Source organism: Pseudoalteromonas sp. S3431, from assembly GCF_000690035.1.
Lineage (GTDB): Bacteria > Pseudomonadota > Gammaproteobacteria > Enterobacterales > Alteromonadaceae > Pseudoalteromonas > Pseudoalteromonas fuliginea.
Genome location: NZ_JJNY01000031.1, coordinates 55,002 through 79,115, shown reverse-complemented (window position 1 = coordinate 79,115; position 24,114 = coordinate 55,002). Strand labels below are relative to the sequence as shown.

General features: G+C 37.0%; 21 protein-coding genes. 8 read left to right on the top strand and 13 right to left on the bottom strand.

What is annotated here, in order from left to right:
- Positions 1-79: 79 nt before the first annotated feature.
- Positions 80-1,867 (bottom strand): M61 family metallopeptidase, encoded by a 1,788-nt coding sequence (locus DO88_RS11295; protein ID WP_033038867.1) that lies wholly within the window; start codon positions 1,865-1,867, stop codon positions 80-82.
- 204 nt (positions 1,868-2,071) lie between these two features.
- Here DO88_RS11295 and DO88_RS11300 point away from each other — a divergent pair, with 204 nt between their 5' ends.
- The 6 genes from DO88_RS11300 to DO88_RS11325 all read left to right on the top strand — a co-directional run bounded on the left by DO88_RS11300 (position 2,072) and on the right by DO88_RS11325 (position 9,358).
- On the top strand, positions 2,072-3,607 hold the full coding sequence (locus DO88_RS11300; RefSeq protein WP_033038865.1) for a GGDEF domain-containing protein: 1,536 nt from the start codon (positions 2,072-2,074) through the stop codon (positions 3,605-3,607).
- A gap of 75 nt (positions 3,608-3,682) precedes the next feature.
- The gene (ppnN, locus tag DO88_RS11305; protein ID WP_007376311.1) at positions 3,683-5,026 is read left to right on the top strand and encodes a nucleotide 5'-monophosphate nucleosidase PpnN; all 1,344 of its coding nucleotides are present in this window, start codon (positions 3,683-3,685) and stop codon (positions 5,024-5,026) included.
- Positions 5,027-5,036: 10 nt separating this feature from the next.
- Complete coding sequence (xni, locus tag DO88_RS11310; RefSeq protein WP_007376312.1) at positions 5,037-5,810, top strand: flap endonuclease Xni; 774 nt, start codon at positions 5,037-5,039, stop codon at positions 5,808-5,810.
- Between the two features lie 69 nt (positions 5,811-5,879).
- Positions 5,880-6,257, top strand: coding sequence for a DUF3192 domain-containing protein (locus tag DO88_RS11315; protein ID WP_007376313.1), 378 nt, complete (start codon positions 5,880-5,882; stop codon positions 6,255-6,257).
- Positions 6,258-6,274: 17 nt separating this feature from the next.
- Complete coding sequence (locus DO88_RS11320; protein ID WP_033038863.1) at positions 6,275-7,963, top strand: hypothetical protein; 1,689 nt, start codon at positions 6,275-6,277, stop codon at positions 7,961-7,963.
- A 387-nt stretch (positions 7,964-8,350) separates the two neighbouring features.
- A complete protein-coding gene (locus DO88_RS11325; RefSeq protein ID WP_007376316.1) occupies positions 8,351-9,358 on the top strand; it encodes an isocitrate dehydrogenase in 1,008 nt (335 codons plus the stop codon).
- Between the two features lie 109 nt (positions 9,359-9,467).
- On the opposite strand, the gene DO88_RS11330 is transcribed toward DO88_RS11325, so the two are convergent.
- Positions 9,468-12,491, bottom strand: a complete 3,024-nt coding sequence (locus DO88_RS11330; protein WP_033038861.1) for an immune inhibitor A domain-containing protein — start codon at positions 12,489-12,491, stop codon at positions 9,468-9,470.
- Positions 12,492-12,978: 487 nt separating this feature from the next.
- Between DO88_RS11330 and DO88_RS11335 the strand changes: the two genes are divergently transcribed.
- Together DO88_RS11335 and ilvN are read left to right on the top strand one after the other, a co-directional pair.
- Positions 12,979-14,703 carry an acetolactate synthase 3 large subunit gene (locus DO88_RS11335; protein ID WP_007376318.1) on the top strand — a complete coding sequence of 575 codons (1,725 nt, stop codon included), beginning with the start codon at positions 12,979-12,981 and terminating at the stop codon, positions 14,701-14,703.
- A complete protein-coding gene (gene ilvN, locus DO88_RS11340; RefSeq protein ID WP_007376319.1) occupies positions 14,703-15,200 on the top strand; it encodes an acetolactate synthase small subunit in 498 nt (165 codons plus the stop codon). The genes DO88_RS11335 and ilvN overlap by 1 nt, the downstream gene beginning before the upstream one ends.
- A 92-nt stretch (positions 15,201-15,292) precedes the next feature.
- Here the strand turns inward: ilvN and DO88_RS11345 are convergent, their stop codons facing one another.
- The 11 genes from DO88_RS11345 to DO88_RS11395 all read right to left on the bottom strand — a co-directional run bounded on the left by DO88_RS11345 (position 15,293) and on the right by DO88_RS11395 (position 24,111).
- Positions 15,293-15,568 carry an HU family DNA-binding protein gene (locus DO88_RS11345; RefSeq protein ID WP_002962474.1) on the bottom strand — a complete coding sequence of 92 codons (276 nt, stop codon included), beginning with the start codon at positions 15,566-15,568 and terminating at the stop codon, positions 15,293-15,295.
- Positions 15,569-15,774: 206 nt separating this feature from the next.
- A complete protein-coding gene (locus DO88_RS11350; protein ID WP_007376320.1) occupies positions 15,775-16,314 on the bottom strand; it encodes a DUF3833 domain-containing protein in 540 nt (179 codons plus the stop codon).
- Position 16,315: 1 nt separating this feature from the next.
- A complete protein-coding gene (locus DO88_RS11355) occupies positions 16,316-16,804 on the bottom strand; it encodes a chalcone isomerase family protein (RefSeq protein ID WP_033038860.1) in 489 nt (162 codons plus the stop codon).
- Between the two features lie 53 nt (positions 16,805-16,857).
- Positions 16,858-17,358, bottom strand: a complete 501-nt coding sequence (locus DO88_RS11360) for a DUF2878 domain-containing protein (protein WP_007376322.1) — start codon at positions 17,356-17,358, stop codon at positions 16,858-16,860.
- Positions 17,336-18,598 carry an SAM-dependent methyltransferase gene (locus DO88_RS11365; RefSeq protein ID WP_033038857.1) on the bottom strand — a complete coding sequence of 421 codons (1,263 nt, stop codon included), beginning with the start codon at positions 18,596-18,598 and terminating at the stop codon, positions 17,336-17,338. The genes DO88_RS11360 and DO88_RS11365 overlap by 23 nt, the downstream gene beginning before the upstream one ends.
- Positions 18,599-18,637: 39 nt before the next feature.
- Positions 18,638-19,375: a DUF1365 domain-containing protein gene (locus tag DO88_RS11370; RefSeq protein WP_033030200.1), complete on the bottom strand. Its 738-nt coding sequence runs from the start codon at positions 19,373-19,375 to the stop codon at positions 18,638-18,640.
- The gene (locus DO88_RS11375) at positions 19,368-20,624 is read right to left on the bottom strand and encodes an NAD(P)/FAD-dependent oxidoreductase (protein WP_033038854.1); all 1,257 of its coding nucleotides are present in this window, start codon (positions 20,622-20,624) and stop codon (positions 19,368-19,370) included. Before DO88_RS11375 ends, DO88_RS11370 begins: the two co-directional genes overlap by 8 nt.
- Positions 20,621-21,331: an SDR family NAD(P)-dependent oxidoreductase gene (locus tag DO88_RS11380; RefSeq protein ID WP_008137092.1), complete on the bottom strand. Its 711-nt coding sequence runs from the start codon at positions 21,329-21,331 to the stop codon at positions 20,621-20,623. Before DO88_RS11380 ends, DO88_RS11375 begins: the two co-directional genes overlap by 4 nt.
- A gap of 2 nt (positions 21,332-21,333) precedes the next feature.
- Complete coding sequence (locus DO88_RS11385) at positions 21,334-21,762, bottom strand: nuclear transport factor 2 family protein (RefSeq protein WP_007376327.1); 429 nt, start codon at positions 21,760-21,762, stop codon at positions 21,334-21,336.
- A gap of 1 nt (position 21,763) precedes the next feature.
- Positions 21,764-23,158 carry a deoxyribodipyrimidine photo-lyase gene (gene phrB / locus DO88_RS11390; RefSeq protein WP_033038851.1) on the bottom strand — a complete coding sequence of 465 codons (1,395 nt, stop codon included), beginning with the start codon at positions 23,156-23,158 and terminating at the stop codon, positions 21,764-21,766.
- Positions 23,158-24,111, bottom strand: coding sequence for a YbgA family protein (locus DO88_RS11395; protein WP_007376329.1), 954 nt, complete (start codon positions 24,109-24,111; stop codon positions 23,158-23,160). Before DO88_RS11395 ends, phrB begins: the two co-directional genes overlap by 1 nt.
- Positions 24,112-24,114 lie beyond the last annotated feature (3 nt).

The following is a 24,114-nucleotide window of genomic DNA, read 5'->3' as shown; positions in this document are numbered from 1 at the left end:
AAAAATTTTTAACGACGTTATAGTGAAATTTAATTCGTTAAATTGTTCAAGTATTTATGCAGGTTGGTATAAATCACTTTTAGTCTTTTTTTACATCTGCAGGGTGTTCTACACCGATCCACGCTTTAAATAGCGCTTTTTGTTCAAGCGTAGCGTCTTTATTAGCAACTACTTTTTTAGGTTTATCAAAATCTTCTGATAATACTAATGTTAAGCTATCAAGAGCATCGCGACGAATATAGTCAACGGTTACTTTCTCGCCTGCTTTAAATGTTTCTAGGCTCGTTTTTAAATCTTTACCTACATGATGCTTATTTATAGCAACAATTTTATCATTGGTAGTTAAACCCGCTTCCCATGCACTTCCGCCACGACGAACGTAACTTAGTGTTAGTAACTCACCGGTATTTTTAGCGGTGGCGTCAATACTCGCAAGCGCTTTTGCTTTTTCTGGTCGTTCATATTTTAAGCCCACTTTAGCAAGTAACTCATCAAAGTTGATACTTGCAGGCGATTCTACATTTTCTTGCCACCAGCTTGAGTAATCACGCCCTGTTAAATCTTTTAAAATGTTAAGCACATCTACGTCTGTAAACCCTGCTGGCATTTTATGATTGTTATAAAGTGCTTTGTGCACATCGCGGTAGCTTATTGTACCTTGGCTTTTTTCTAGTAAGTCGATATCTAAAGCGAGTGAAAGTAACGAACCTTCTGAATAAATATTGGTACTGTAATTACGTGCGTGATCGCCACCTTGATTAATCCATTTATCAAAACTTGTTTCGCTTGCGCTTTGCACTTCACGGCCCGGTGTTTGTAAATGACGATTAATTGTTTTACTCATTACTTTAAAAAATTCATCTGTTGTTTGAATGCCTGAGCGCACTAATAAATGATCTTCAAAGTAACTTGTTGAACCTTCTGCGATCCAAAGTAGTTTAGAGTAATTCATATTCGTGTAATCGTACGGCACTAAACCCTGTGGGCGGTATGCTTTTACATTCCATGTATGAATAAATTCGTGTGCGGCTGTGCTTATAAAACCTAAGTAATCTTCTCGGCTACCAAATCGATCGCGTGGGCGTTGTATAATAGTAGAGTTTAAATGCTCAGTTGCACCACCCGCTCCCGACGTTGCATGTACCATAAATACATAACGCTCATACGGATAGCCATCCCAAATTACATTACCTGTCGCTACTAGCTTTTTCAGATCTGTAAGCATTAAATCTACATCGTAGTTACCATCGCCCCATACAACTAAGCCATATTCCCGGTCATCTACTTCAAATGTGTGTAATTGATTTATACCTGTTTCGATTGGCGAATCAACAAGCACATCGTAGTTAGCTGCTTTGAATGAATTTTTACCTTCTAAATTATCCATACCTGATACAGAACGCCATTTTTTAGGTATATCTAAATTGACTGTTACTGGCTCTTGACGAAACGACTCGCTAAACATAAAAAAACCTGATGCATCAATAAATGCATGGCTGTCGTCAATATGACGGGCGCGTTTGCCTAGTTCATTTGCATACACTTGATAATCAACATTAACTTCTGTTGGCTTATTAAGATGTACACGCCATGTACTATGGTCAACTTTTTCCCACGTTAACTCTTTGCCATCTTCATCTTTTGCATTGAAGTAACGTACGCCATTGGCTAAGTTTAAAATTTCGTATCGGCCTGTACGCCAAGCAGGAAGTTTTACATCGATATGAGATTGTGCTGATTTTGGAAATTCAACACTTACATTACCCAAATGATGCTGTGGTTCAGATATTTTTAATTCGTAATTTACATCAGCAAAAGCTGAAGTAGAACATGCAGCTACAATCGATAAAGCTAATAACTTTTTCATAAAAACTCTTAATAGAAACTTAATTACTAGCTAGATTAACAAGCTCGGATTTAAATGTGAATTAAATACGATAAAGAGTCTTGTACATGAGTTTATACGCATTAGCTTACTAAAATTACTAAGTTTTTAGTTAGATAACTACACATAACAAAAATTTGTTGTAAACTGAAGATAATATAACTAATACGATGGCGGTAAGCTTAGGTGTCTGATAAATCTAACGCTACAGATAAGAAACTAAAACAAGCAATTGACGCCCGAATGGCTGTTGAAGACGCGCGTAAATATCAGGTGGACACTCTTTCTGATTTCTCAGCTAAATTATCATTGAGTTGTAAAGGGCTTGATACTGAATTAGACAATAGGCTTGCTAAGTTCAGGGCTGCACTCATTAAAGGTGTCAGCTTTGAAGATCTATCGCCATTGATAAGTGAAACAATTGTTTTATTAAAAAACCAAGAATCAGTACAACTCTCCCAACAACGAGATTTGTATAGCAGCGTACAGAATGCTGGTAAACAACTGCAAAAAACAAAAGGATTACCAGAGGATACACGTAGAACACTTCGCCATTTATTAGATCACGAAATTAATCAAGTGCACTCTACCCATGATTTTATACCTTTACTTGACCAACTAATTTCTTTTTATCATCAAACATTAAGTCTCAAACTAGAAGCTGCGTCTGACGATGAATGTACTGCAACACCTGAGCTTGCACAAAAATTACTAAAATTAGCTAACGAATTAGTGTTGGAAGACGAAGCAACTGAAGAAGTTAAATACATAAAAAATTGTATTACAGAAAGCGACACGTTAGATGCACTGTTAAAGGCTTCTATTAATATAATTAGTGTTATTGTAAAGAATATTAATAAAGAGCGTAAATCGGCACAAAGCTTTTTATCTTCTTTAAACCAAACACTTGAAGATTTACATCATTCAATTGTATCAACAAGTAAACACTCAAAATCGATGGAAATTGAGTTTGATGTTCTAAATAAAAGCATTGAAAGTAAAATTAAAAATCTTAATGTCCAAACTCAAAATGCAACTTCTATATCATCTTTAAAAGAGTTGGTTGATAACGAATTAAAATCGCTTAGTGAAGACTTTATTGCAAAAGAAAAACTTGAACGTACTGACAGAGAAATGCTGGTTTCTAGCTTTGATGAAATTAATGGTCGTATTGGTAGCCTTGAAAGCAAACTAACAAAATATAAAAAACGCTTAAACGAACAACGTTTTAAAAGTCTATTGGATAGTTTAACAAAACTGCCTAATCGTGCTGCATTTGATGAACGTTACAACCATGAAATACACCTATTTAATGTTCAGTCATCGGATGTCACTCTTGCGGTGATTGATGTTGACCATTTTAAATCCATTAATGATAGATTTGGTCATACTGCTGGGGATATAACACTACAAGTTATAGCCAAAGCACTACAAAAATCTGTTAGAAAATCAGATTTTATTGCCCGTTATGGCGGTGAAGAGTTTGTTTTACTTATGCCTAGTACTTCGCTCATAAATGCTACGGCCCCTCTTGATAAACTGAGGAAGATAATTAAAAGTATTCCTTTTAAATTTAAAGATAAACAAATTGAAATAACTATTTCTCTAGGTGTTACTCAGTTAAAGAAAGGCGATACACCTATAATCGCTTTTGACCGAGCAGATGATGCTCTTTATGAAGCGAAAAATACAGGTCGGGATCGTCTTTGTATAAGTAAATAATGTGATATTTTTTATTTTAAATAAAAGATATCACGAAGTGGTAATTTACATAAAAGAATAGCAAGGAGAACGCCGATGCTAATACAATTAAACCCAACTGGGGTTTTAGATTTATTGTCACAACTAGAAGTTGATTTATTAGAACAATCATCCACTAGCGAGCGCTATAAACTATTTAGAAATTGTGCACTTGCTGTGCTAAACGTGGGGAGTCATACGGACGCCAGCAACGAAATTTATGATAAATATCAAGATTTTGATATACGCCTATTGAGCCGTGAACGCGGGATTAAAATTGAGCTTGAAAATCCACCCTTAACTGCTTTTGTAGATGGTGAGATCATCACCGGTATTCACGAACATATTTTCTCTGTTATCCGCGATATTTTATTTATATGTCAAAAATACGAAAAAAATCTTAAAGAACAAAAAGCCATTACTCATATGGTGTTTGACATGCTAAGAAATGCCGATGCATTGCGCGTAAATAGCGAACCTAGCATGGTAGTTTGTTGGGGCGGACATTCTATTAATGAAGTTGAATACAAATATACTAAGCAAGTGGGATACGAATTAGGCTTACGCGGTTTAAATATTTGCACAGGCTGTGGACCTGGCGCAATGAAAGGCCCTATGAAAGGAGCCACCATTGGCCACGCGAAACAACGCATTAAAGATAATCGTTACTTAGGCTTGACTGAACCAAGTATTATTGCTGCTGAACCACCGAACCCAATTGTAAATGAGCTGGTAATTTTACCTGATATAGAAAAGCGTTTAGAGGCATTTATACGCACCGCTCACGCTATAATTATTTTTCCTGGTGGAGCTGGCACCGCAGAAGAGCTTTTGTATTTATTAGGTATATTGTTACATCCTGACAACGCCAAACAATGCATGCCTGTGATTTTAACGGGCCCAAAAGAAAGCGAAGCTTATTTTAAAGAACTGTGCGAATTTGTTGAAATGACATTAGGTAAAGAAGCGCTCAACAAATTTGAAGTAATTATTGATGACCCTAAATTAGTTGGACAAACATTAAAGTCAGCAATGACTGATGTACGCAATTATCGTAAAAGCGAAGGTGATGCGTATTACTTTAACTGGACGCTAAAGATTGATAACGATTTTCAGCAACCTTTTGCACCAACCCATGAAAATATGGCTGGTCTTGATTTACACCTTAATCAACCAAAACAGTTATTAGCAGCTAATTTACGACGAGCATTTTCAGGAATTGTTGCCGGCAATGTAAAAGACGAAGGTATAAAAGCGATTAAACAAAATGGCCGTTATATTTTAAGCGGTGAGCCCGCTTTGATGAAAGATATGGATAAACTGCTTCAGGCATTTGTTGACCAAGGACGTATGAAACTCCCTGGTAGTAAGTACACTCCATGTTATGAAATAAAAGCATGAGTTTTATAATTTGAAACCACATTTACTTCTTATAGATGCGCTTAATCTAATTAGGCGCATTTACGCGGTTGACGTAAACCAAAAACACCACAGTGATGATCAAATGATCGAAGCATGTTGTGCTAGAGTAGCTCATGCATGCAAAAAACTACTAAACACTACCAACGCCACCCATGCTATTGCTGTGTTTGATGGAGACAGAAGTTGGCGTTACCATTTCTATAAAAATTACAAACATTCACGCTCGCCAATGCCACAAATTTTGAAAGATGCATTAATACATTTCAAAACAGCCATTGAAGAAACAGGTATTGTAGTATTTGAACCTATTAATGACGAAGCTGACGACATTATTACCACCCTTGCGTGCAAAGCTGCAACGAATAATGTAAGCAACACAATTGTATCTACTGACAAAGGTTTCTTACCTCATTTAGGTCAATACATAACTATTTATGATTACTTTAAAAAGCAATACCTTGATGAGCACAGTATAAAAGAACGTTTTGGAGTTCAACAAAGTAGGTTAGTAGACTTTTGGGCACTCGCTGGTGATAAAACCAATGATATTCCAGGCGTAAAAGGCATAGGGATAAAGTCGGCTCAACAACTTATTAATAATTATAATACTGTTGAGCAAGCGCTAGAAGATAAATTACTAAGCCCAAGTATTCATAAAAAGCTAGAAGCAAATATGGAAATGTATGTAATCTCAAAACAACTGGTTAGTTTACGCACGGATATAAACTTGGGTTTTAGTTTAAAGCAATTAAGGCTTAGTTAGTCGCATGTTTATAGCGTGTGCTAATTACAATACGTATACTATTATTAGATTCTGTGACCAGAGTAAATAATGTTGAAAAAGTTTTTTAGGTATTTAATTCTAGGTTTAGGGCTATATGCGCTAATAGCAACATTGGTGATCACTTTTTATAAAGATGACCCCCAAGCGATGATTTGGCAAGACCGCGAAGCATTTAATAAACGTTATATCGAAAAGCTTTCACTAGAGCAGCCTACTACTATTAATAGTGTACTTGACTACTTAGGCAGCCCAGATCTTACTTTTGCAAAACGCAATAGTGATGAAGTACTTCAAATCATTTTTTATCGCACGCAACATAAAACGTCCGATGGCATAACAACCATAGATGAATGTACCGGACTGTTATTTAAAAATGGTCAACTTATTTTGTGGGGGCCAAGTGCTTATAAAAAATATCAGGATTAAAACTAGGTGAAGGCATAATGAATGAGCCTATTTCTGTCAAACTAAACCAATTACTTGAAAATACAAAACTATTTTTAACTTTATATAATGTAAAAAAACAATGGCAGACAGTCTACCCTGCAGTATGTAAACTTTCTGAGCAATACAGAGAATTATATGAGCAATATCCTGTAGCTTTACAAGCTAGGTGTGCTGTATTTAACCCTAAATATAGTTACTCTGTTAATTTGGTTATCAATCAATGTGTTTTAACCGCTGCTTTGTGTAAAAGCCAGCAATACAATAATCAGCTTAGTGAATTATATATCTGTGCTGCACTTGTTGATCACTTATGTGTGGGTGAGCAACTAAACAAGCTTTCCAAACAATTAAAGTTTAGTGATAGTGATAAAAAAATATGGCAATTACGCCACCAGCTCACCGCTAAAATAATCTTAACTGGTGGTGATTCAGCAAAACCAATAACGCAAGTTCTTGCAAAACTAAGTAAGTACAAGCAAGCATTAGTCACTACACCAAAAATAATGCTTTATGATGGTGGCATTACGCTTGTTGCTATCGCTAATATAATTGCAATGAACATTACTTATAGCCCTTCTAAACAACATATTAGTCTTTTTAAAGCTCTTGGCGATTTATATATACGTACACCTAACCTATTTGCGCAACAGCTAATAAAATTTTTAATCGCACATATAGGCCCATTATTACCGGGTAGCCGAGTTATATATAATGATCAATTAATGGTGTATTTGGCCAGCGACAATCAGCAGCGTCATATACTAATAAACGTCGAGAATAAAAATAAAATAGCGTGGTATAGAGTCAAGGCATTGCTAAACAGCAACGCTATCCAGTGGCAATCAAATGATTCACGTATCCAAATTAGTGTATGGGACAGTGAGCATATAACTTCCACTGCCAATATACTAAATAATGGGTCGCTAGCTTTGATAGAGTTAATTAGTCGTCTTAAGTTGCAGCATGAATACAGCTACAAAGCGTTAAGCCAAATTATGGCGCCTTATCCTAATGTAATAGAAAATCTATGTGAGGCTGTAAAACCTTATAATAATGAACATCAAGCGGCTAAAAGTTTGAAACATAGTCTATCTATGGTTGGTTATTTTAACGCCCCTGCAATTATTCAGCGAGTTATATTTGAGCAACTGGTTAAGGTAACTCCTCACCCTTTACAACAATTTGTTTTAACGCGACTAGAGTGCATAGTAGAAATTATTGCTCTATTGGTTAGTAAAAATAAAATGATTCAATTTGAACATATCGCACTTCCTCTCTATGGCTATGCTTATTTTTTATTAACACAATGCAGTACACATATATCTAGAAAAATAATGATTGATGAAACACCTAACACCACATTGAATACGCCTATTAGTGCCTTTTTTGGTGTTAGTTCATTAGACACTGAGCAGCTAAAAGCACAACTTACATTACTATTAAGTGATAACCCTTGGGCAATCGCATTATTGGAAGCTGAACATCTTCCAAAAAAGCAGCTCAACGAACGCAGTAAACTATGGGTAGCAATAAAGGCGCTTACACAAACCGTATTTAAACCGCAGCTAAAGCTAAGCACTTGGCAACAGCAAATATTAGATCAGCAATTAACTACTCAAAAATGGGAAAACCATCACTTATTTAATGAACAGCTCCAAGAGCTTGCCTTATCTAATACTATTTAATACCAATCCGTAATAATACTTAATCAATTTGAGGGATTAAACCTGACGCTAACTGCGTTTAATCTACTTGCAATAAGCAAGCTAATGACGCGTAAATTCGCCTTTTTTCATTGAAAATCTCTGGCTAGAAAAATAATTTTAAATATCATTATGGTTCAATATGTTAGTAAATATCTTGTTCTGTGTTCAGGTTATTTAGTTTTTTTATTTCCATTATAAATACAATTTATACCCAGTATTTGTAGTATAAACTAGCAAAATGGGCGATAAGTTGGTATAAATGCGCCCTTACAATTTTCAATCCCATTCACATAAATGACCTAACAAGCTGTTACTCTCTCAGAGTAATAATTTATGTGCAAATCAAAATCTTTAAAGGAAAAGTCAATGGCCAAACAAACCATCACAGTGATCAAAGGCGACGGCATCGGTCCGAGCATTATCGACTCAGCACTTGAAATATTAAAAGCCGCAGGTTGCGACTTTGATTATGAATTTGTTGATGCAGGCCTTGCAGCACTTGAAAAAACAGGTGAGTTACTTCCGCAAGAAACGGTTGATACCATTGCTAGAAATAAAATCACATTAAAAGGTCCTTTAACTACGCCTGTAGGTGAAGGTTTTACGTCTATTAACGTAACGCTTCGTAAGCAATTTGGTTTATACGCTAACGTACGCCCAGTTAAATCATTTGTTGGTACTAAAGCGCGTTACGACGATATTGATATCATTACTATTCGTGAAAACACCCAAGGTATGTACTCAGGTGCTGGCCAAGTAGTAAGTGAAGACGGTAATGAAGCACAAGCAAAATCGATAATTACGCGTGAAGGCGCAGAAAAAATCGTAACTTTTGCATACGAGCTAGCGGTACGCGAAGGTCGTAAAAAAGTAACTGCCGTTCATAAAGCTAACATTTTAAAATCAACATCTGGTTTGTTTTTAAAAGTAGCACGTGAAGTAGCAGAGCGTTACCCACAAATTGAATCAAATGAAATGATTGTTGATGCAACATGTATGAAGCTGGTAATGACACCTGAAGAGTTTGACGTAATTGTTACGACTAACTTATTTGGTGATATTTTATCTGACCTTTGTGCTGGTTTAGTTGGCGGTTTAGGTATGGCACCTGGTGCTAACATTGGTGAAGACGCAGCAATTTTTGAAGCTGTACATGGTAGCGCGCCTGATATTGCAGGCAAAAATCTAGCTAACCCAACATCTGTAATTTTAGCATCTATTCAAATGCTTGAGCATTTAAATATGGGCGATACAGCAGAGCGTATTCGTAGTGCTGTTGCTGATGTAATTAAATCAGGCGACCGTACAACTCGCGATTTAGGTGGCAGCCACGGTACAACTGATTTCACTCAATCAGTAATTGACCGTTTATAATTAATATTTGTTATTAATTTAAAAAGCCCGCTAATTTAGCGGGCTTTTTTATGTTTGCTAACTACGTTTATACTAACCTAGTGTATTTATGCAAGTTATACCAATTCGCTTAATTAAGTGATCTATTTTGCGGATTGGTATTAGTATTAAACCTAAATAAACTTAACAGAAGTAATCCTAATAAACCCGCCAGTGATCCGCCACTTGACCCCGAACTACTTTGTTGTTTTTGCACAGTAGCAGATAACTCTTTAGTAAAAGTATCATTGGTTTGAGTATCAGTAACATTCAACGTTACGTTATATGTCCCGTCAGTTTGATAAGTATGTATTGGGTTTTGTAAACTTGATAACGCACTGCCATCACCAAAATCCCAACTGTAAGTATAACTATTAAAGCCGCCGGTTACTTGAGCATTAAATTGTGCGCTTAAATCACTAACGGTAGCGTTTGCGTTTATGCTAAGCGGAACAGTCGCAGTTACATCAATCGCTTTAGTTTGCTCCGTGCCTTCGTTATCTGTCACTGTAAGCGTTACTTGGTAATCACCAGAGTATAAATAATTATAAGTAAGCGATTGCGTCGTTAAAGTACTTCCATCCCCTAGCTGCCAATTATAAGTATACGGTGCGACCCCACCTGTAAGCGAAGCCTCAGCTGTTAAAGTTCCTTGGTTTATTTCATATTCAATTTCATTTACAGATAATGGTTCAGCTAGTGTAACTTGAACTACAGCTACTTGATCTGAAGTACCATTACTTGCCATAAACTCAACGTTGTAAGTGCCATAGTCTTGGTATTCATGAGTAGGGGTTAACTCTATGCTTGAGCTACCATCATCAAAATTCCACGTAAATGTATCCGAAGGCGTGAGTGCAAAACCTTCTACATTAAAATTAACGGTTAAACCTGTTTTGGTAAAATTAATACCCTTAGTGACATCGTAATTAAGCTCTACTTCTATGTCGTCACTATCAGCTGACTGATTTATAATATTAAACCCAAAACCAACCTGTGGAAGCATAACACCCGATGGTTTTTGCGCTGCAAAGCTATAATCGTTTTTATCAGTGAACTGGGTGATAGCTGATAAATCATCATCACCTAACCCTGCCCTTTGTTGGTATAGACTAAAAGCAGCATCACGTATTTGAATTGCTGAAGAAGCCGGAGTTTGCGTACTGCCTTTATTTATTGAGCGCTGATCGGCATCTACCACTAATGCAAAACCACTGCCTGGATGCTCGGTAGTGTTATTATCTGCTTGAGATTCATTGCTGTACCACAATAATAACCCCGGTGAGTACTGCTCTGCTTGTAAGCTACTGTCAACGTCTGTGTATGAACGCAATTGTAAATAGTAATGTGATGGTGATGCATATGTGTAATTACCAATTTTTTCAAAGCCATTAAACTCAGTGTTAACTTGATCTTGTGCATTATTTTGCCAAATTAAAGTATCACTTTGCTCAATGCGCATATCATCAACAACAAAACCATAATAATGTGTGTTCGCATCTGTTATGTATTCAATTTTTAAATCAATTGTTTGCCCAGCATAAGCTGATAAATCAAACTTATGGGTTAAATAGCCGTTAGGTTGCTTAGCATCACTATTAAGAAATGAATCACCTGAGATATACGGACCAATATCACCGTAGTATGGATTAAGCGCTTGCGTATAATTACTCACGATTGGCTCGCCATTTACTTTTATTTGAACTAAATCGTAATCGCGCTCAATACTGTAATAAGCAATAAAGCTTAAAGTAAGTGTCTCAGTTGTGCTTGGTAGCGCTATTGTATTCGCTAAGCTGTTGCTAATATTGTCGCCCGTATTTGAATAGTATTGAAAATCACCTTCTACTGGAGCCCTAAATTTTTCGAGCCTTGGTGGCAGTGTTATTTTTATTTGATTTTGCAGTTGTGAAGTACTCGCAGTATTAATTAATGTTTGCTGTGAGTTAGCCTCTATCTCATCCATATCAAGCGTAAGCTGGTTAACCCAGTTACCCTGGTACCGCTTTTGTAAATATTCAAGCGCATAAGGGCTAAACATAACTGGCTCTGAGCCTCTTGGCGAACCAGCCCAACTTCCTGTCGACATAACTGACCAAGACGCGACGGGCTCACCTACCGTGTTAGATTGTAAGTCGTATTCATCTAATAATCCTAAATCATGCCCAAACTCATGCACAACCACACCAATCCCGGCATCAATAGGGTTAATGGTATAACCAAATAGCTTAATGTTACTGCCTGCAATCTCGCTCGGCCCGCTATTTTCATCAAATACATAGTAGCGGTGCGACCAAATAGCATCGGTGCTTAGGTAACCGCCACCCGCTTCTTCGCCAATACTTGAATGAAATACCATTACATGGTCAATAATGCCATTAGGTTCATTAAGGATACCGTCGCCATCAATATCATCTAAATCAGTTAAGTCATAATCCGCTAAATTAATATTAAACTTTGCAACTGCTTTCTCCACAGCCTCTTTAATTAAAGCGGGCGCATTTATATCCCGTGTACTGCCTTGGCGCTCACCATATATTTTTGCATTGCTATTAGCGGTTACCCAGCCATATACCTGCCCGCTAAAGTTTAAGCTGTTTCCCGAAGCCGCTTTATAATAATCAGCAGCCGTTTTTAAGCTTTGTCCATCAGGGCCTGTATAACCTTGAGTATTAAAAAGCATTTGCTGATAGTGCTCAGTTGAATAATCAGCGTAAAACATATCGGTGTCTTGCTCTACAAGTTGATTGTCGTCATGTTTAAGATCAGGAAAATCAATTAAAATAGCTAACACTTTTACATCATTAACGCTTTGATCTGGCACTAGCGACGTTGAAAAAGCGACCTGTTGTTTATTTGTGTTTGAAAAAACGTTGGAGGAGGGTTTAAATTGCCTAAAGCCATTTTTAATAGAGTGATTGGCAACGTCTTTGTTACTCATATATGACTTAAATGAACTATCTAACTCACTTGAAGATATTTGGTCTCTTTTTTTTAGCCAATATAAAATACGCTCTTCGTTAGTTATACCAACATCATGCGGACTTAAGTTATTAGCCGCCACCATAGGGCTTAATAGCGTAGTTAAAAGCGCAATTAACATCACTTTTTTCACTGTGTCTTCCTCAAACATAATTATGTAGTAATCATACCTAATAATAGGAATTTAAACAGGCGATAAAAACATATAGTTAACATATGCAATAAAAGTTAATGGTCTCTCACTATTTTTATATCTAAAATCGAACCCACAACCTAAAGTGCATAATTTCTGCTAGTAAACTCAGTTAAACACAGGGTTTCTGCAGATTTAAATTAAAAAAAGCCACAAAACGAATTTAAAATGCAAAAAACCGCTTTCAAGGTTGACATAAAGGCTCAAAACCCTTAAAAATAAACCTATACAGAATTTTTAATTTAAAAGCAGTGTTTTGCTAAGTAGAGTAAAAACTATGAACACACACATTAATCTTTTAGTCGTACTCGTACTGGTCTTGGTTATAAGCCCAGCGGGGATGTATTAAAAGGTGATACTGCTTTTTAAAAACCCTCGCACTACGCGGGGGTTTTTTTATGCATAAAAAGCGCACAGAGGAATGAGGATGAGCAAACAAGAATATAATGGTTCTGAACTAGTTGTTCAGGCATTAAAAGATTTAAAGGTTAAATACATATTTGGCTACCCCGGTGGTTCAGTATTAGATTTATACGATGCACTTTTTCAACAAGATGATATTGAACACATACTCGTGCGTCACGAGCAAGCTGCTACGCATATGGCCGACGGCTATGCACGAGCAACTGGTGACGTGGGTGTTGTGCTTGCAACCTCAGGCCCTGGCGCTACAAACTGTATTACAGGTATTGCAACGGCCTACATGGATTCAATTCCTATGGTTGTATTATCAGGTCAAGTACCTACAAATTTAATTGGTGACGATGCATTCCAAGAAACTGATATTGTTGGCTGTTCTCGCCCTATAGTTAAACACAGCTTTAATTGTAGAAGTGCTAAAGACATCCCTGCAATACTCGCTAAAGCCTTTTATATAGCCAGTACAGGTCGTCCAGGCCCAGTTGTAGTTGAACTCCCTAAAGACATGCTAAACCCTGCGATTAAGTTTGAATACGAATTTCCTCAAACAACAGAACTTAGAACCTACAGTCCTAATACTAAAGGTCACTCTAAGCAAATTCGAAAAGCTGTTACTGCCATTTTAGAAGCTAAAAAGCTCGTTATTTATTCGGGTGGAGGCATTGTTATTTCAAACACGTCAGAGCAATTAACACACTTAGTTGAATCGTTAAATGCGCCCATTACAAACACACTAATGGGATTGGGTGGTATTTCAGGTGTGCACCCTAACTTTGTCGGTATGTTAGGCATGCACGGTACACTAGAAGCAAACAAAGCAATGGCTAACGCCGATGTTATTTTGGCATTAGGTGCCCGATTTGATGACAGGGTAACTAATAATGTTCAAAAGTTTTGCCCTAATGCCACGATTGTACATGTAGATGTAGACCCAACCTCTATTTCTAAAACAATCAAAGCGCATATTCCCGTTGTGGGTTGCTTAGCAACGGTGCTGGAGCAACTACAAGCAGGTATCGATAAAAGCCCAATTAAAATCGACCGCAGCGCACAAGAAGATTGGTGGCGTCAAATTATCAGCTGGCGCGAACAAAAATGTTTAAGCTACAACACTGATGGCGAAAAAATTAAACCACAAGCCGTGATAGAAGCTGTTTATAAAGCCACTAATGGCGATGCTTACGTAAGTTCTGACGTTGGTCAGCACCAAATGTTTGCAGCGCAATACTACCCATTTAAACATCCTCGTCAGTGGATAAATTCAGGCGGCCTAGGCACTATGGGCTTTGGTTTACCTGCTGCAATGGGTGTAAAGCTAGCCTTTCCTGATAAAGAATCTGTATGTATTACGGGTGATGGCTCTATTCAAATGAATATCCAAGAACTATCTACCTGTTTACAGTACAACCTTGCGGTAAAAGTTGTATCACTTAATAACCGCTCTTTAGGTATGGTACGTCAATGGCAAGATATGGTTTACGGCGGACGCCATTCATCATCTTATATGGATTCCCTCCCTGATTTTGTTAAGTTAGTTGAAAGCTACGGACATGTAGGTATTCAAGTAAATACGCTTGATGAACTACAACCTGCAATTGACAGGGCGATGAGCATAAACGACCGCTTAGTCTTTTTAGATATTCTTGTCGACGAAAAAGAGCATGTATATCCAATGCAAATTAAATTAGGTGGCATTGATGAGATGTGGTTACGTAAAGGAGTAAAAGCATAATGCGTCGTATTTTATCTATATTATTAGAAAATGAACCCGGTGCTCTATCACGTATTGTTGGGCTTTTTTCACAACGTGCATACAATATTGATAGCCTGACTGTAGGTACAACTGATGATCAATCATTATCGCGTATCACTATTACCACCATGGGTGATGACCGTGTTGTTGAGCAAATAACAAAGCAAGTTAATAAACTTGTTGATGTATTAAAGATTATAGATTTAACCGAGATGAGTCACATCGAACGCGAGCTTTTATTAGTTAAAGTATTCGCGCAAGATGAATCAACCCGTGCTGCAGTAACCCGTGTGGTCGATGTTTTCCAAGGCGCTATTTTAGATATGGGACGTCAAAGTTACAGCCTACAACTTGTTAGTAGCACAGATAAGATAGAATCATTTTTAGATACGTTGCGACATGAAACTGACATTATTGAAGTTGTGCGCTCAGGTGCTGTAGGCATAGGAAGAGGCGATAAAGCCTTAAAAGCATAACTTACCTATAATTAAGCCATTGAAATTTGGCTTTTTAATAGATAAAAAAAAAGGGCTAATTAGCCCTTTTTTTATTTAATTTGTTAAACCTATTAAGGGTTTACTTGGTCTTTAAGACCTTTACCTGCTTTAAAGCTTGGGATAGTTGCTGCTGCGATTTGGATCTCAGCACCCGTTTGCGGGTTACGACCAGTACGTGCCGCACGTTCTTTTACTGAGAAAGTACCAAAACCAACTAACGCTACTGAATCACCTTCTTTTAAAGAAGAAGTTACAGCACCGGTAAACGCGTCAAGAGCACGAGTAGCGGCAGCTTTAGAGATTTCTGCATCAGTAGCAATTTTTTCAACTAATTGAGCTTTATTCATTGTTAGATTCCTATTCGTTATTATTTTGCCTTCGCAAATCCTATCTTTATGCATTTTTAAACAGTTAGCAACAGCAAATTGCATTTTTTGTTTAAAATCTTCAAAAACACATAAAATTTAAATAATTCTCGGTAAAATACAGCATGTTGAGTTAACAACAACTTAATTTAAGTACAATTTTGGTGCAACTTAGGCAACATAATAAACTATATTTTTTCGATAACTAAGGTCACTTCCCCAACCTCGACACCAAACTTAACAATAGATGTGCGGTTTATCAAGCGCGTTTGTGTAACCAAGTACATCCAATCGTCAAAATTAACGTTTAAAGTGCTGTCATCATATGCAAGTTCAACATTATAGTTCCAATGAAATACACTGCCATTACTTTTCCCTTTAGCTACACCAATAACATCATCAGCAGTGCCCGTTAGGCTGTTATCGTTATTAAGCGTTACTTTCCAAATACGTTTTTGTGTTTCACCATCATCGTAAACAAAATCTTCCTCAATAACACCCTGGTTACCATCCCACGTTGCATTCATATCAACAACTAGCTTGCGGGTCAATTCGCCCTTAAAGTCTTGTACAACGCCATAGGCTTTTAAATTTCCACTAAAAAATGTTTTAAAATCGAAATTTGGCGATGTGTTTTTATAATGTTCAACATTTGGCGCTGAACAGCTAATTAAAAGTAGAGCTGATAAGCAGATCAATGCTGTTTTTAACGTGTTTAATATATTCATATTAATTCCCTAATAATTGCTTTCGTAGTTTTGGCTCAGAAGTTTTTTCGTCAAGCCAAATTGCTAAAAAGTCACTTGAAAATTGAAGTTTATTTATTTCACCAATTTGTTCATCATTATGATAAAAAACACTCATTCCCTGCTCATTTGTGACTAACGTTAGCGAATCGCCTTTTCTAATATCAGGCCAAATAGACAATAATTCACTGTCGTATTTGTCTGCTAGCTCTTTTTTTCCAATATGCTCCCACTGCTCATTTGTTGCTTTTACGATTTCTTTAGCTTCAAAGTCACGTAAATAGGTAAGTTTAAATTTAATAGGATGCGTTCCTGCGCTGTAATTACCTGAAGGGGTAAATAAAACCGCGTCATATACATCCCAAAATAAATACTCCATTCGTGCTTCGCCTACTTTATTAAACTGTGTGTCAGCTAAAACAATTGAAGTTGTAAGCAAATAAAAAGTAACTGCCTTTAGTATAAGTTTCAAAATAAGCTCCCTCGAGTCAATGAGTAATGTTACGAAATGGGAATTGTGGGCGATCAGCGGTTGATGAATAACTTAATTTTTTGGTTTATAAAAAGAATAGCAGTAAACACAGTAGACCAAAGCGCACCGTACACGAGCCAAAACTGCCATAAAGGTAAGCCTAAACTTATTACTTCAAAGCGCGCCCCAGCCCAATAACTTGCTGGCGCAAAAGCTATGCATACTAAAAAGGCCTGCCAAAGTTTTAACCTACCTAAAAAGATCATTGAGGTGTTTAAAGAAAGTAATAATGCAACCCATAAAAAGGCGAGCCATAGAGGAAAGGGATAAACTTTAAATTCTAACAAGCCTAACTTTACCGCTATAAACTCTAACAACATTGCTAGAGGTAGGGCTTTGATTAGTAATAAGGTGTCTTGTTTTTTCTGCTTTGACAAACAAAACATTAAAACAATAATTAATCCGCTAAAAAATAGCGAATCAGCCTCAAGCAGCAATGATAAAAACCACACTGCTTGAAATAAAACAAAATTAATAACCGAGCGCAATATCATCGTTATCGCTCATAAACCTCGGTTTACGTGCCATTAAATGCACTGTGCTTGTAGCTCTAGCTCTAAACGCACCTTCGCAATAAGCAAAGTAAAATAACCACAAGCGATAAAAGCGTTCATCAAATTTTGAACGGTCCAAATCTGGCCAGCTTTTTATAAAACGGGTTCGCCAATCAGCTAATGTTCGTGCGTAGTGAGCGCCAATATCATTAACAGTATGAATTACCATGTCGGTATTATTTTTAATCTGCTCACTCATTTCGTTAAGTGATGGCAAACACCCGCCCGGAAAAATATACTGTTGAATAAAGTCAGAGTTTTTTAAATAGTGCTTATAACGCTGATCGCCAATAGTTATAGCTTGTATGAGCATAGCACCATCATCTTTCAACAGTTCACCACATTGGGTGAAAAAGCTAGGTAAGTACTCATGGCCCACCGCTTCTATCATCTCAATAGAAACAAGCTTGTCGTACTTGCCTTTTAATAGTCTGTAATCGAGCTTGAGTAACGTTATTTTATTTTCAAGACCAAGCTCTGAAATTTTATTAGCGACATAATCATGTTGTTCGTCAGATATCGTTGTTGTTGTAACATGGCAGTCATAATGCGTGGCTGCATATATAGCAAAAGCCCCCCACCCTGTACCAATCTCAATAACTGAATCATTTTTTTGAAGCTCAACTTGCTCACAAATGCGTTTAAGCTTGTATTGTTGAGCCTCTTCAAGTGTCGCTTCTTTTGTAGGATATACAGCACTTGAATAAAGCATTTCTTTACTTAAAAACGATTCGTACAAATCATTACCTAAGTCGTAATGAGCAACAATATTCTTTTTAGATCCTGATTCAGAATTTTTGTTTTTTATATGATTGAACCGGTGTGCAACATTGCTAAAAAATGCGAATTTTTTTTCAAACTCATCAAGTTGCTTTTCATTTATAGCAAATATTTCTATAAATGAGGTTAAGTTATCGCAAGACCAATGCCCAAGAATATACGCTTCGCCTGCGCCAACACTGCCTGACAGAGCAAATGCTTTATACATTGCTTTATCATTTACTGTAACAGTTGCTTTTAGTTCTGAAGATGAATCCCCAAAAATAGTTCTTTCGTTTCCTTCAATCAAAACTATTTGACCAGTTTTAATTGACGAAAAGGCTTTAGTTACTAATTTTTTATATATGTTAGTTAACCAACTCGTGCTTTGTTCACAATTTAAGCTCGACACTTTATCCATTAAAATACCTATTTATTGTTCTAACTATCTGTATATGTTTTATGGCCTACCTGAGTGACCTAAAAAAGGCACTCGCTTTATAAATAACTTTAGCGCTTGATGGTAAATACCTTTAAAGATCGACCACGTCATGGCCGGAAAACGTTTTAGTAACTTACTGACTTCTTGATTAGTAAGCTCTGCACGTTTCAAACGAAGTGTTGCATCAAATAATAATACTTCATCTCGTTTATTTTCAATATGTATCAATGTTTTATCAGGCGACTGTCGAATATGCCAATGATAGTTCATATCTAAATTCATAAAAGGTGATACGGAAAAAACCTTCTTAAAGTTCACTTTTTTTTCTAGGGAGACTAAATAGTAATGGCGTTCATTCCACGGTGTATTACTTACTTCAGCAATCATATACGTAAAGCTATTATCGCTATTACCAAAAAAGTAAAAATTAACAGGGCTAAAATAAACCCCTAAACAGCGTAGTTGCCCAAGCATATAAACATGAGTAAATGTTTCCTTTATACCTAATGAAGAAAGTTGCTTATGAGCACGTTCAATAATGGGAGATTGATCAGAAGCTGATAAACTTTGAAGGTAATCCGCCTCGTTAAACTTTAAGGCTTTTAAGCCTGATGTACCTAAGTTTTTATGTACACCATTTAATTGCTGAGGATTGTTTAGATCGACCCACATCATATACAAAGGATAGCTAAAACGATGTTCTTTAACAGCAAAACGGCGATGTTTTACATCGCCTAAATAAACTGCACTAGTCAAATTCGACCCCAAGCTGTTTAGCCACATCTACACCACTGTGTACACCATCTTCATGGAAGCCATTGTACCAATAAGCACCACAAAAATAACTATTATTGTTCCCATCAATACTGTGTTTTAATTTTTGAGCAGCAATAGATTCTTGGTTAAATACAGGGTGATGATAGGTAAACTCGCGCAAAATTTTACTTTGACTTATTCCTTCAAGATGATTAAGCGTTACACAAAACTGTGTATCCGATTGTATACCTTGCAAAATATTCATTTGGTAAGTAACAACAGCGGCTTTATCAGTGTTGTTATTAAGTAGGTAGTTCCAGCTTGCCCATGCCGCTTTTCTATCTGGTAAAAGGTTTGTATCGGTGTGCAGCACCACTGAGTTCTCAGTGTAAGCTATTGCACCCAATACTGACTTTTCTTGCTCCGTAGCATCACCAAGTAGTGCAAGCGCCTGATCTGAATGACAAGCAAATATTACTTTATCAAATTTACTTTGCTCACCATTGGCAAACTCTATTGTGACTTCATCATTTTGACGCGTAACAGATTTAATATTTGTATTGAGGTTAATTTTATCGGCAAAGCCTCTGATCAGCGGCTTAATGTACTGACGAGAGCCTCCTGGTACTACATACCACTGTGGTCTATTGGTTACATCTAAAAGCCCATGATTAAAGAAAAACTTAACAAAAAACTCAACGCCTACGTTTTCCATTTCTTTAATACTGGTAGACCAAATAGCCGCGCCCATAGGAAGAATATAATGGTATTTAAAAAAGTCATTAAACTGGTTATCGTTAAGCAATTGTCCTAATGATTGTTCAGATTGATAGTCTCCTTTTTCATGCATTGCTTTGCACAGTTTATTAAACCTAATAATGTCGTACAATAAACGCCAAAATTTTGGTCTGAAAATATTACGGCGCTGTGCAAACAAACTTGTAAATGTATGGCCATTATATTCAAAACCAGTGGCTTCGTTGTGAACACTAAAGCTCATTTCTGTTTTTTGTTTATTGACACCAATACGCTTTAGCAGTTTTTCAAAGTATGGGTAAGTTCGGTCATTAAACACAATAAAGCCTGTGTCTATTGCGTATTTGATGCCGCTTACATCAACATCAACTGTTGCAGTGTGACCACCTATGTAATCATTCTTTTCAAAAATGGTTACATCATAATGTTTGTGAAGCAAATGCCCACATGTTAAACCAGATACACCAGTTCCTATTATTGCTATTTTTTTCAACGGGCTAATCCTTTTGCGATTCTAAGCCAAAGTGGGAGTGGTAAAATACGTAATGCTTTTAATATAAGTGTAAAACGATAAGGGAAATGAACGTCTTTGCGGCGTTTTTGAATACCCTTAATCATGTAGTCAGCGGCTTTTTCAGCAGTAACGGCCATAGGCATCGGGAAATCATTTTTACTAGTGAGCGGGGTTTTTACAAAACCTGGATGAACTAAAGTCACATCAACATCATTTAAATCAACAGCTAAGCTTTTTGCTAAGTAACTTACACCCGCTTTTGATGCACCATAAGCTTCTGAACGAGGTAGCGCAAGATAAGTAACACTTGAGCTAACTAAAACAAGCTGGCCGCCTGGATTTATTTTAGGGAGTAACGCCTCAAGGCAATACCCCATAGAAAGTAAATTGACGTTTATTACACGCGCAAATAATGCACTATCAAAATTTCGCGCATCATCTATATATTCACAGTTACCGGCGTTTAAGATAACTCGATCAAAATGAGGAAAGCCAATAGTAGACTCTTTTATATCTTGCAGGTTAGTTGCATCAAATTTACAAGCTTGAATATTGTCGTATTTAGCAAGCTCGGCGAGCTTTTCACTATTACGTCCGCAAGCTATAACAGTGTCTCCTAGCTGCGCATATTTAATTGCTAGCTGCTCTCCAATACCTGATGTAGCACCCGTTATAAGTGTGATCATAATTAACCTGTCCTTTTATCAATTAGCTTTATAACGCTACCAAGTAAAGGAATGTGTTTGTATAACAACTCGCCCACATTAAAGTAGTCTCTGTGCTTGATAATTTTGCCATCTTTAAAAATAAGCTTGCTATGACCTTCTACCGAAATAGTTTTACCTGATGAGAGCTTTGGATGTGCATAATGCATAGTCCAATAAATAAAAGCATTGTTACCGCTATTAAACGAATCACTAATATCAAACTGACAATGCTTAACATTGCTGTATAAGTTAGCAAAGTACCTGCGCAATTCTACAATGCCATTAATTTCATGCATCGGGTCTATAAACTGTATGTTGTCACAGTAAATATCACTCAATAAATCAAGATTAGTGCTATCAAGCTGTTGGTATATTTCAACAAATTTATCTACTGGTAACTGGTTATCCATATCACACCTTAAATGCAGCAAGTGCACGTTCTCGTGCCGCTTTATGATCAACTATTGCTGGCCAGTAACATTCCTTATCTTTGCCTGTTGCGGCTAAATAAGTGTGTGGAAAATGAATGTGTTTATCTGGCACGTTTTCAAGCTCTGGCAAATACTTACGGATAAACTTGCCCGTTGGATCAAAGCGCTCGCTTTGTCTGATAGGGTTAAAAACTCTAAAATAAGGCTGAGCATCACAGCCCGTACTTGCAGCCCACTGCCAACCACCATTATTAGAGGCTAAATCGCCATCAATTAGGTGCTGCATAAAAAAGCGCTCACCTTCGCGCCAGTCTATTAATAAATGCTTAGTTAAAAAGCTCGCAACAACCATTCGTAAACGATTATGCATCCAACCGGTTTGCTTTAGTTGTAGCATTGCAGCATCCACTAACGGGTAACCTGTACGCCCTTCACACCATGCTGTAAATTCATTTTCGCTTTTACGCCACACTACAGCGTTATACTTTTCGTTAAAGTTATCACCGCGCGAAAGCTTCGGAAATTCAGCAATTAAATGCCTGTAAAATTCGCGCCAAACAAGCTCGTTAATCCACGTAAACGTTTTGCTTTTTGATGTAGTTAAAATATCAGGATAACGCTGCTGAATATTAATAAGCAGTTGCTTTGTGCTTACAATACCTAGTGCTAAATACGGGCTTAAACCCGATGTGCCTTTTACACTAGGAATATCACGCTGGTCGTCGTAACTTGTAAGTTTGTCGCATATAAAATTATCAACTACGGTAGAGAGTGTTTCGTCGTCAACCGGCCACTTATCTGAGCACCCATCACTTTTTAGTAAATCACTCTCGTCAAATTCAATAGGGTCAGAAGTTAAAGGCCATTGTGGCAAACTAAAGTGTGTATCTTGATACTGCTTTAACCATGCACGTTTAAATGGAGTAAACACTTTATACATTTCATTACTTTGATTTTTAACTGAGCCTGCAGGTGCAATTAAATCACCTTCGTACAAAGTAAAAGTAATTGAACGCTCATCGCATTCATGCAAAATTGCTTTATCCCGGTTTACTTCATTAAGCTCATATTCTGTATTAGCAATTACGTGTTTTACATCGTTTGCTTTGCAAAAGTTAATGAGCTCGCGCGTACAATCACAAAAGCCAGGCGCTTCAATAATATGTAAAGTAATACCGTAATCAGCAAGTTGGGATTGAAGATAAGTAACTCGACGCTTGAGTAAGTCAATCTGAATAGGCGCTGTTTGGTGTTGTTGCCACTGCTTTTCAGACACAAAAAAAATGGCGTGTTTAGCGCCATTGTTTAGCGCTTGAATTAACGCTTCGTTAGAAAAAAGGCGCAAATCGCGCCTAAACCAAAATAATGTATCCATTAAATACCAAATCGTAGTTTTAAATCGTGAGGGTATGGGTTAAAAAACACTTGTTTTTCGAGGTACTCATTCGGATGAACTTTCAAATGATGTTTTAACAAGGTAAGTGGTACATACAATGGCACCAATCCTTCGCGGTATTCATCTATCGCATCACGAAGTTCTTGTTTTTCAACCTTCGATAAATCTGTTTTAAAGTAACCTTGTAAGTGCATTAGCGTGTTGCAATTATTTCTGCGAGAAGCTGGCTTTTTAAGACCTGTCATCAAACCTAAAATATATTCATCAGCAACTGCATTTATATCGTCACCTACAAACGTTCCAAGGAGGTTACCCAAATCACGATAAGCTTGATAATTGTGAGCCATCAACAAATACTTATACTGAGAGTGAAATTGAGTAAGCTTGTGAACCGTAAGCGGCTCTTGTACTAACTTTTGCCAGTTTTTAAATACGTAAATTCTCATTACAAAGTTTTCACGTAAATGCATATCGTTTAAACGCCCGTTTTCTTCACATGGCAATAATGGGTTGTGCTTCATTATTTGCTCAGCAAAAAAACCAACGCCTTCTGAGGTATTACCCGTGCCTGCTTCATTGTATATTTTAATGCGTTCCATACCGCAACTTGGACTTTTCGCGCAAAATACAAATCCACTCAACTCTTTAGCTTGTTCTGTTGCAACTTTTTTACCATATTCGGTAAGTTGTTGACCTACTTCGCCAGTGCCATCTGGGCGACATACTTTAATAGTATCGCCCACTTTAACTTGGCGAATAGTTGGGCGAGGTATCGGTAAACCAACAGCTACTTCCGGACAAAACCGTGTGTATTCAACGTGTTTACCTAGCTCATCCATACAAAAATTTGATTTTTTATGACCCGTATCAAATCTAACTTTTTCGCCTGCTAAGCAGGCGCTTATACCTATTTTTATTATATCTGTGTGCATATA

Excerpts from the sequence above, each read along its gene's own strand:
- DO88_RS11345 (WP_002962474.1), bottom strand. The coding sequence starts at position 15,568 with ATGAATAAAGCTCAATTAGTTGAAAAAATTGCTACTGATGCAGAAATC.
- DO88_RS11395 (WP_007376329.1), bottom strand. The coding sequence starts at position 24,111 with ATGCACACAGATATAATAAAAATAGGTATAAGCGCCTGCTTAGCAGGC.
- DO88_RS11295 (WP_033038867.1), bottom strand. The coding sequence starts at position 1,867 with ATGAAAAAGTTATTAGCTTTATCGATTGTAGCTGCATGTTCTACTTCA.
- DO88_RS11365 (WP_033038857.1), bottom strand. The coding sequence starts at position 18,598 with ATGGATAAAGTGTCGAGCTTAAATTGTGAACAAAGCACGAGTTGGTTA.
- DO88_RS11335 (WP_007376318.1), top strand. The coding sequence starts at position 12,979 with ATGAGCAAACAAGAATATAATGGTTCTGAACTAGTTGTTCAGGCATTA.
- DO88_RS11315 (WP_007376313.1), top strand. The coding sequence starts at position 5,880 with ATGTTGAAAAAGTTTTTTAGGTATTTAATTCTAGGTTTAGGGCTATAT.
- DO88_RS11385 (WP_007376327.1), bottom strand. The coding sequence starts at position 21,762 with ATGGATAACCAGTTACCAGTAGATAAATTTGTTGAAATATACCAACAG.
- ilvN (WP_007376319.1), top strand. The coding sequence starts at position 14,703 with ATGCGTCGTATTTTATCTATATTATTAGAAAATGAACCCGGTGCTCTA.
- ppnN (WP_007376311.1), top strand. The coding sequence starts at position 3,683 with ATGCTAATACAATTAAACCCAACTGGGGTTTTAGATTTATTGTCACAA.
- DO88_RS11360 (WP_007376322.1), bottom strand. The coding sequence starts at position 17,358 with ATGATATTGCGCTCGGTTATTAATTTTGTTTTATTTCAAGCAGTGTGG.
- DO88_RS11380 (WP_008137092.1), bottom strand. The coding sequence starts at position 21,331 with ATGATCACACTTATAACGGGTGCTACATCAGGTATTGGAGAGCAGCTA.
- DO88_RS11320 (WP_033038863.1), top strand. The coding sequence starts at position 6,275 with ATGAATGAGCCTATTTCTGTCAAACTAAACCAATTACTTGAAAATACA.
- DO88_RS11350 (WP_007376320.1), bottom strand. The coding sequence starts at position 16,314 with ATGAATATATTAAACACGTTAAAAACAGCATTGATCTGCTTATCAGCT.
- DO88_RS11325 (WP_007376316.1), top strand. The coding sequence starts at position 8,351 with ATGGCCAAACAAACCATCACAGTGATCAAAGGCGACGGCATCGGTCCG.
- phrB (WP_033038851.1), bottom strand. The coding sequence starts at position 23,158 with ATGGATACATTATTTTGGTTTAGGCGCGATTTGCGCCTTTTTTCTAAC.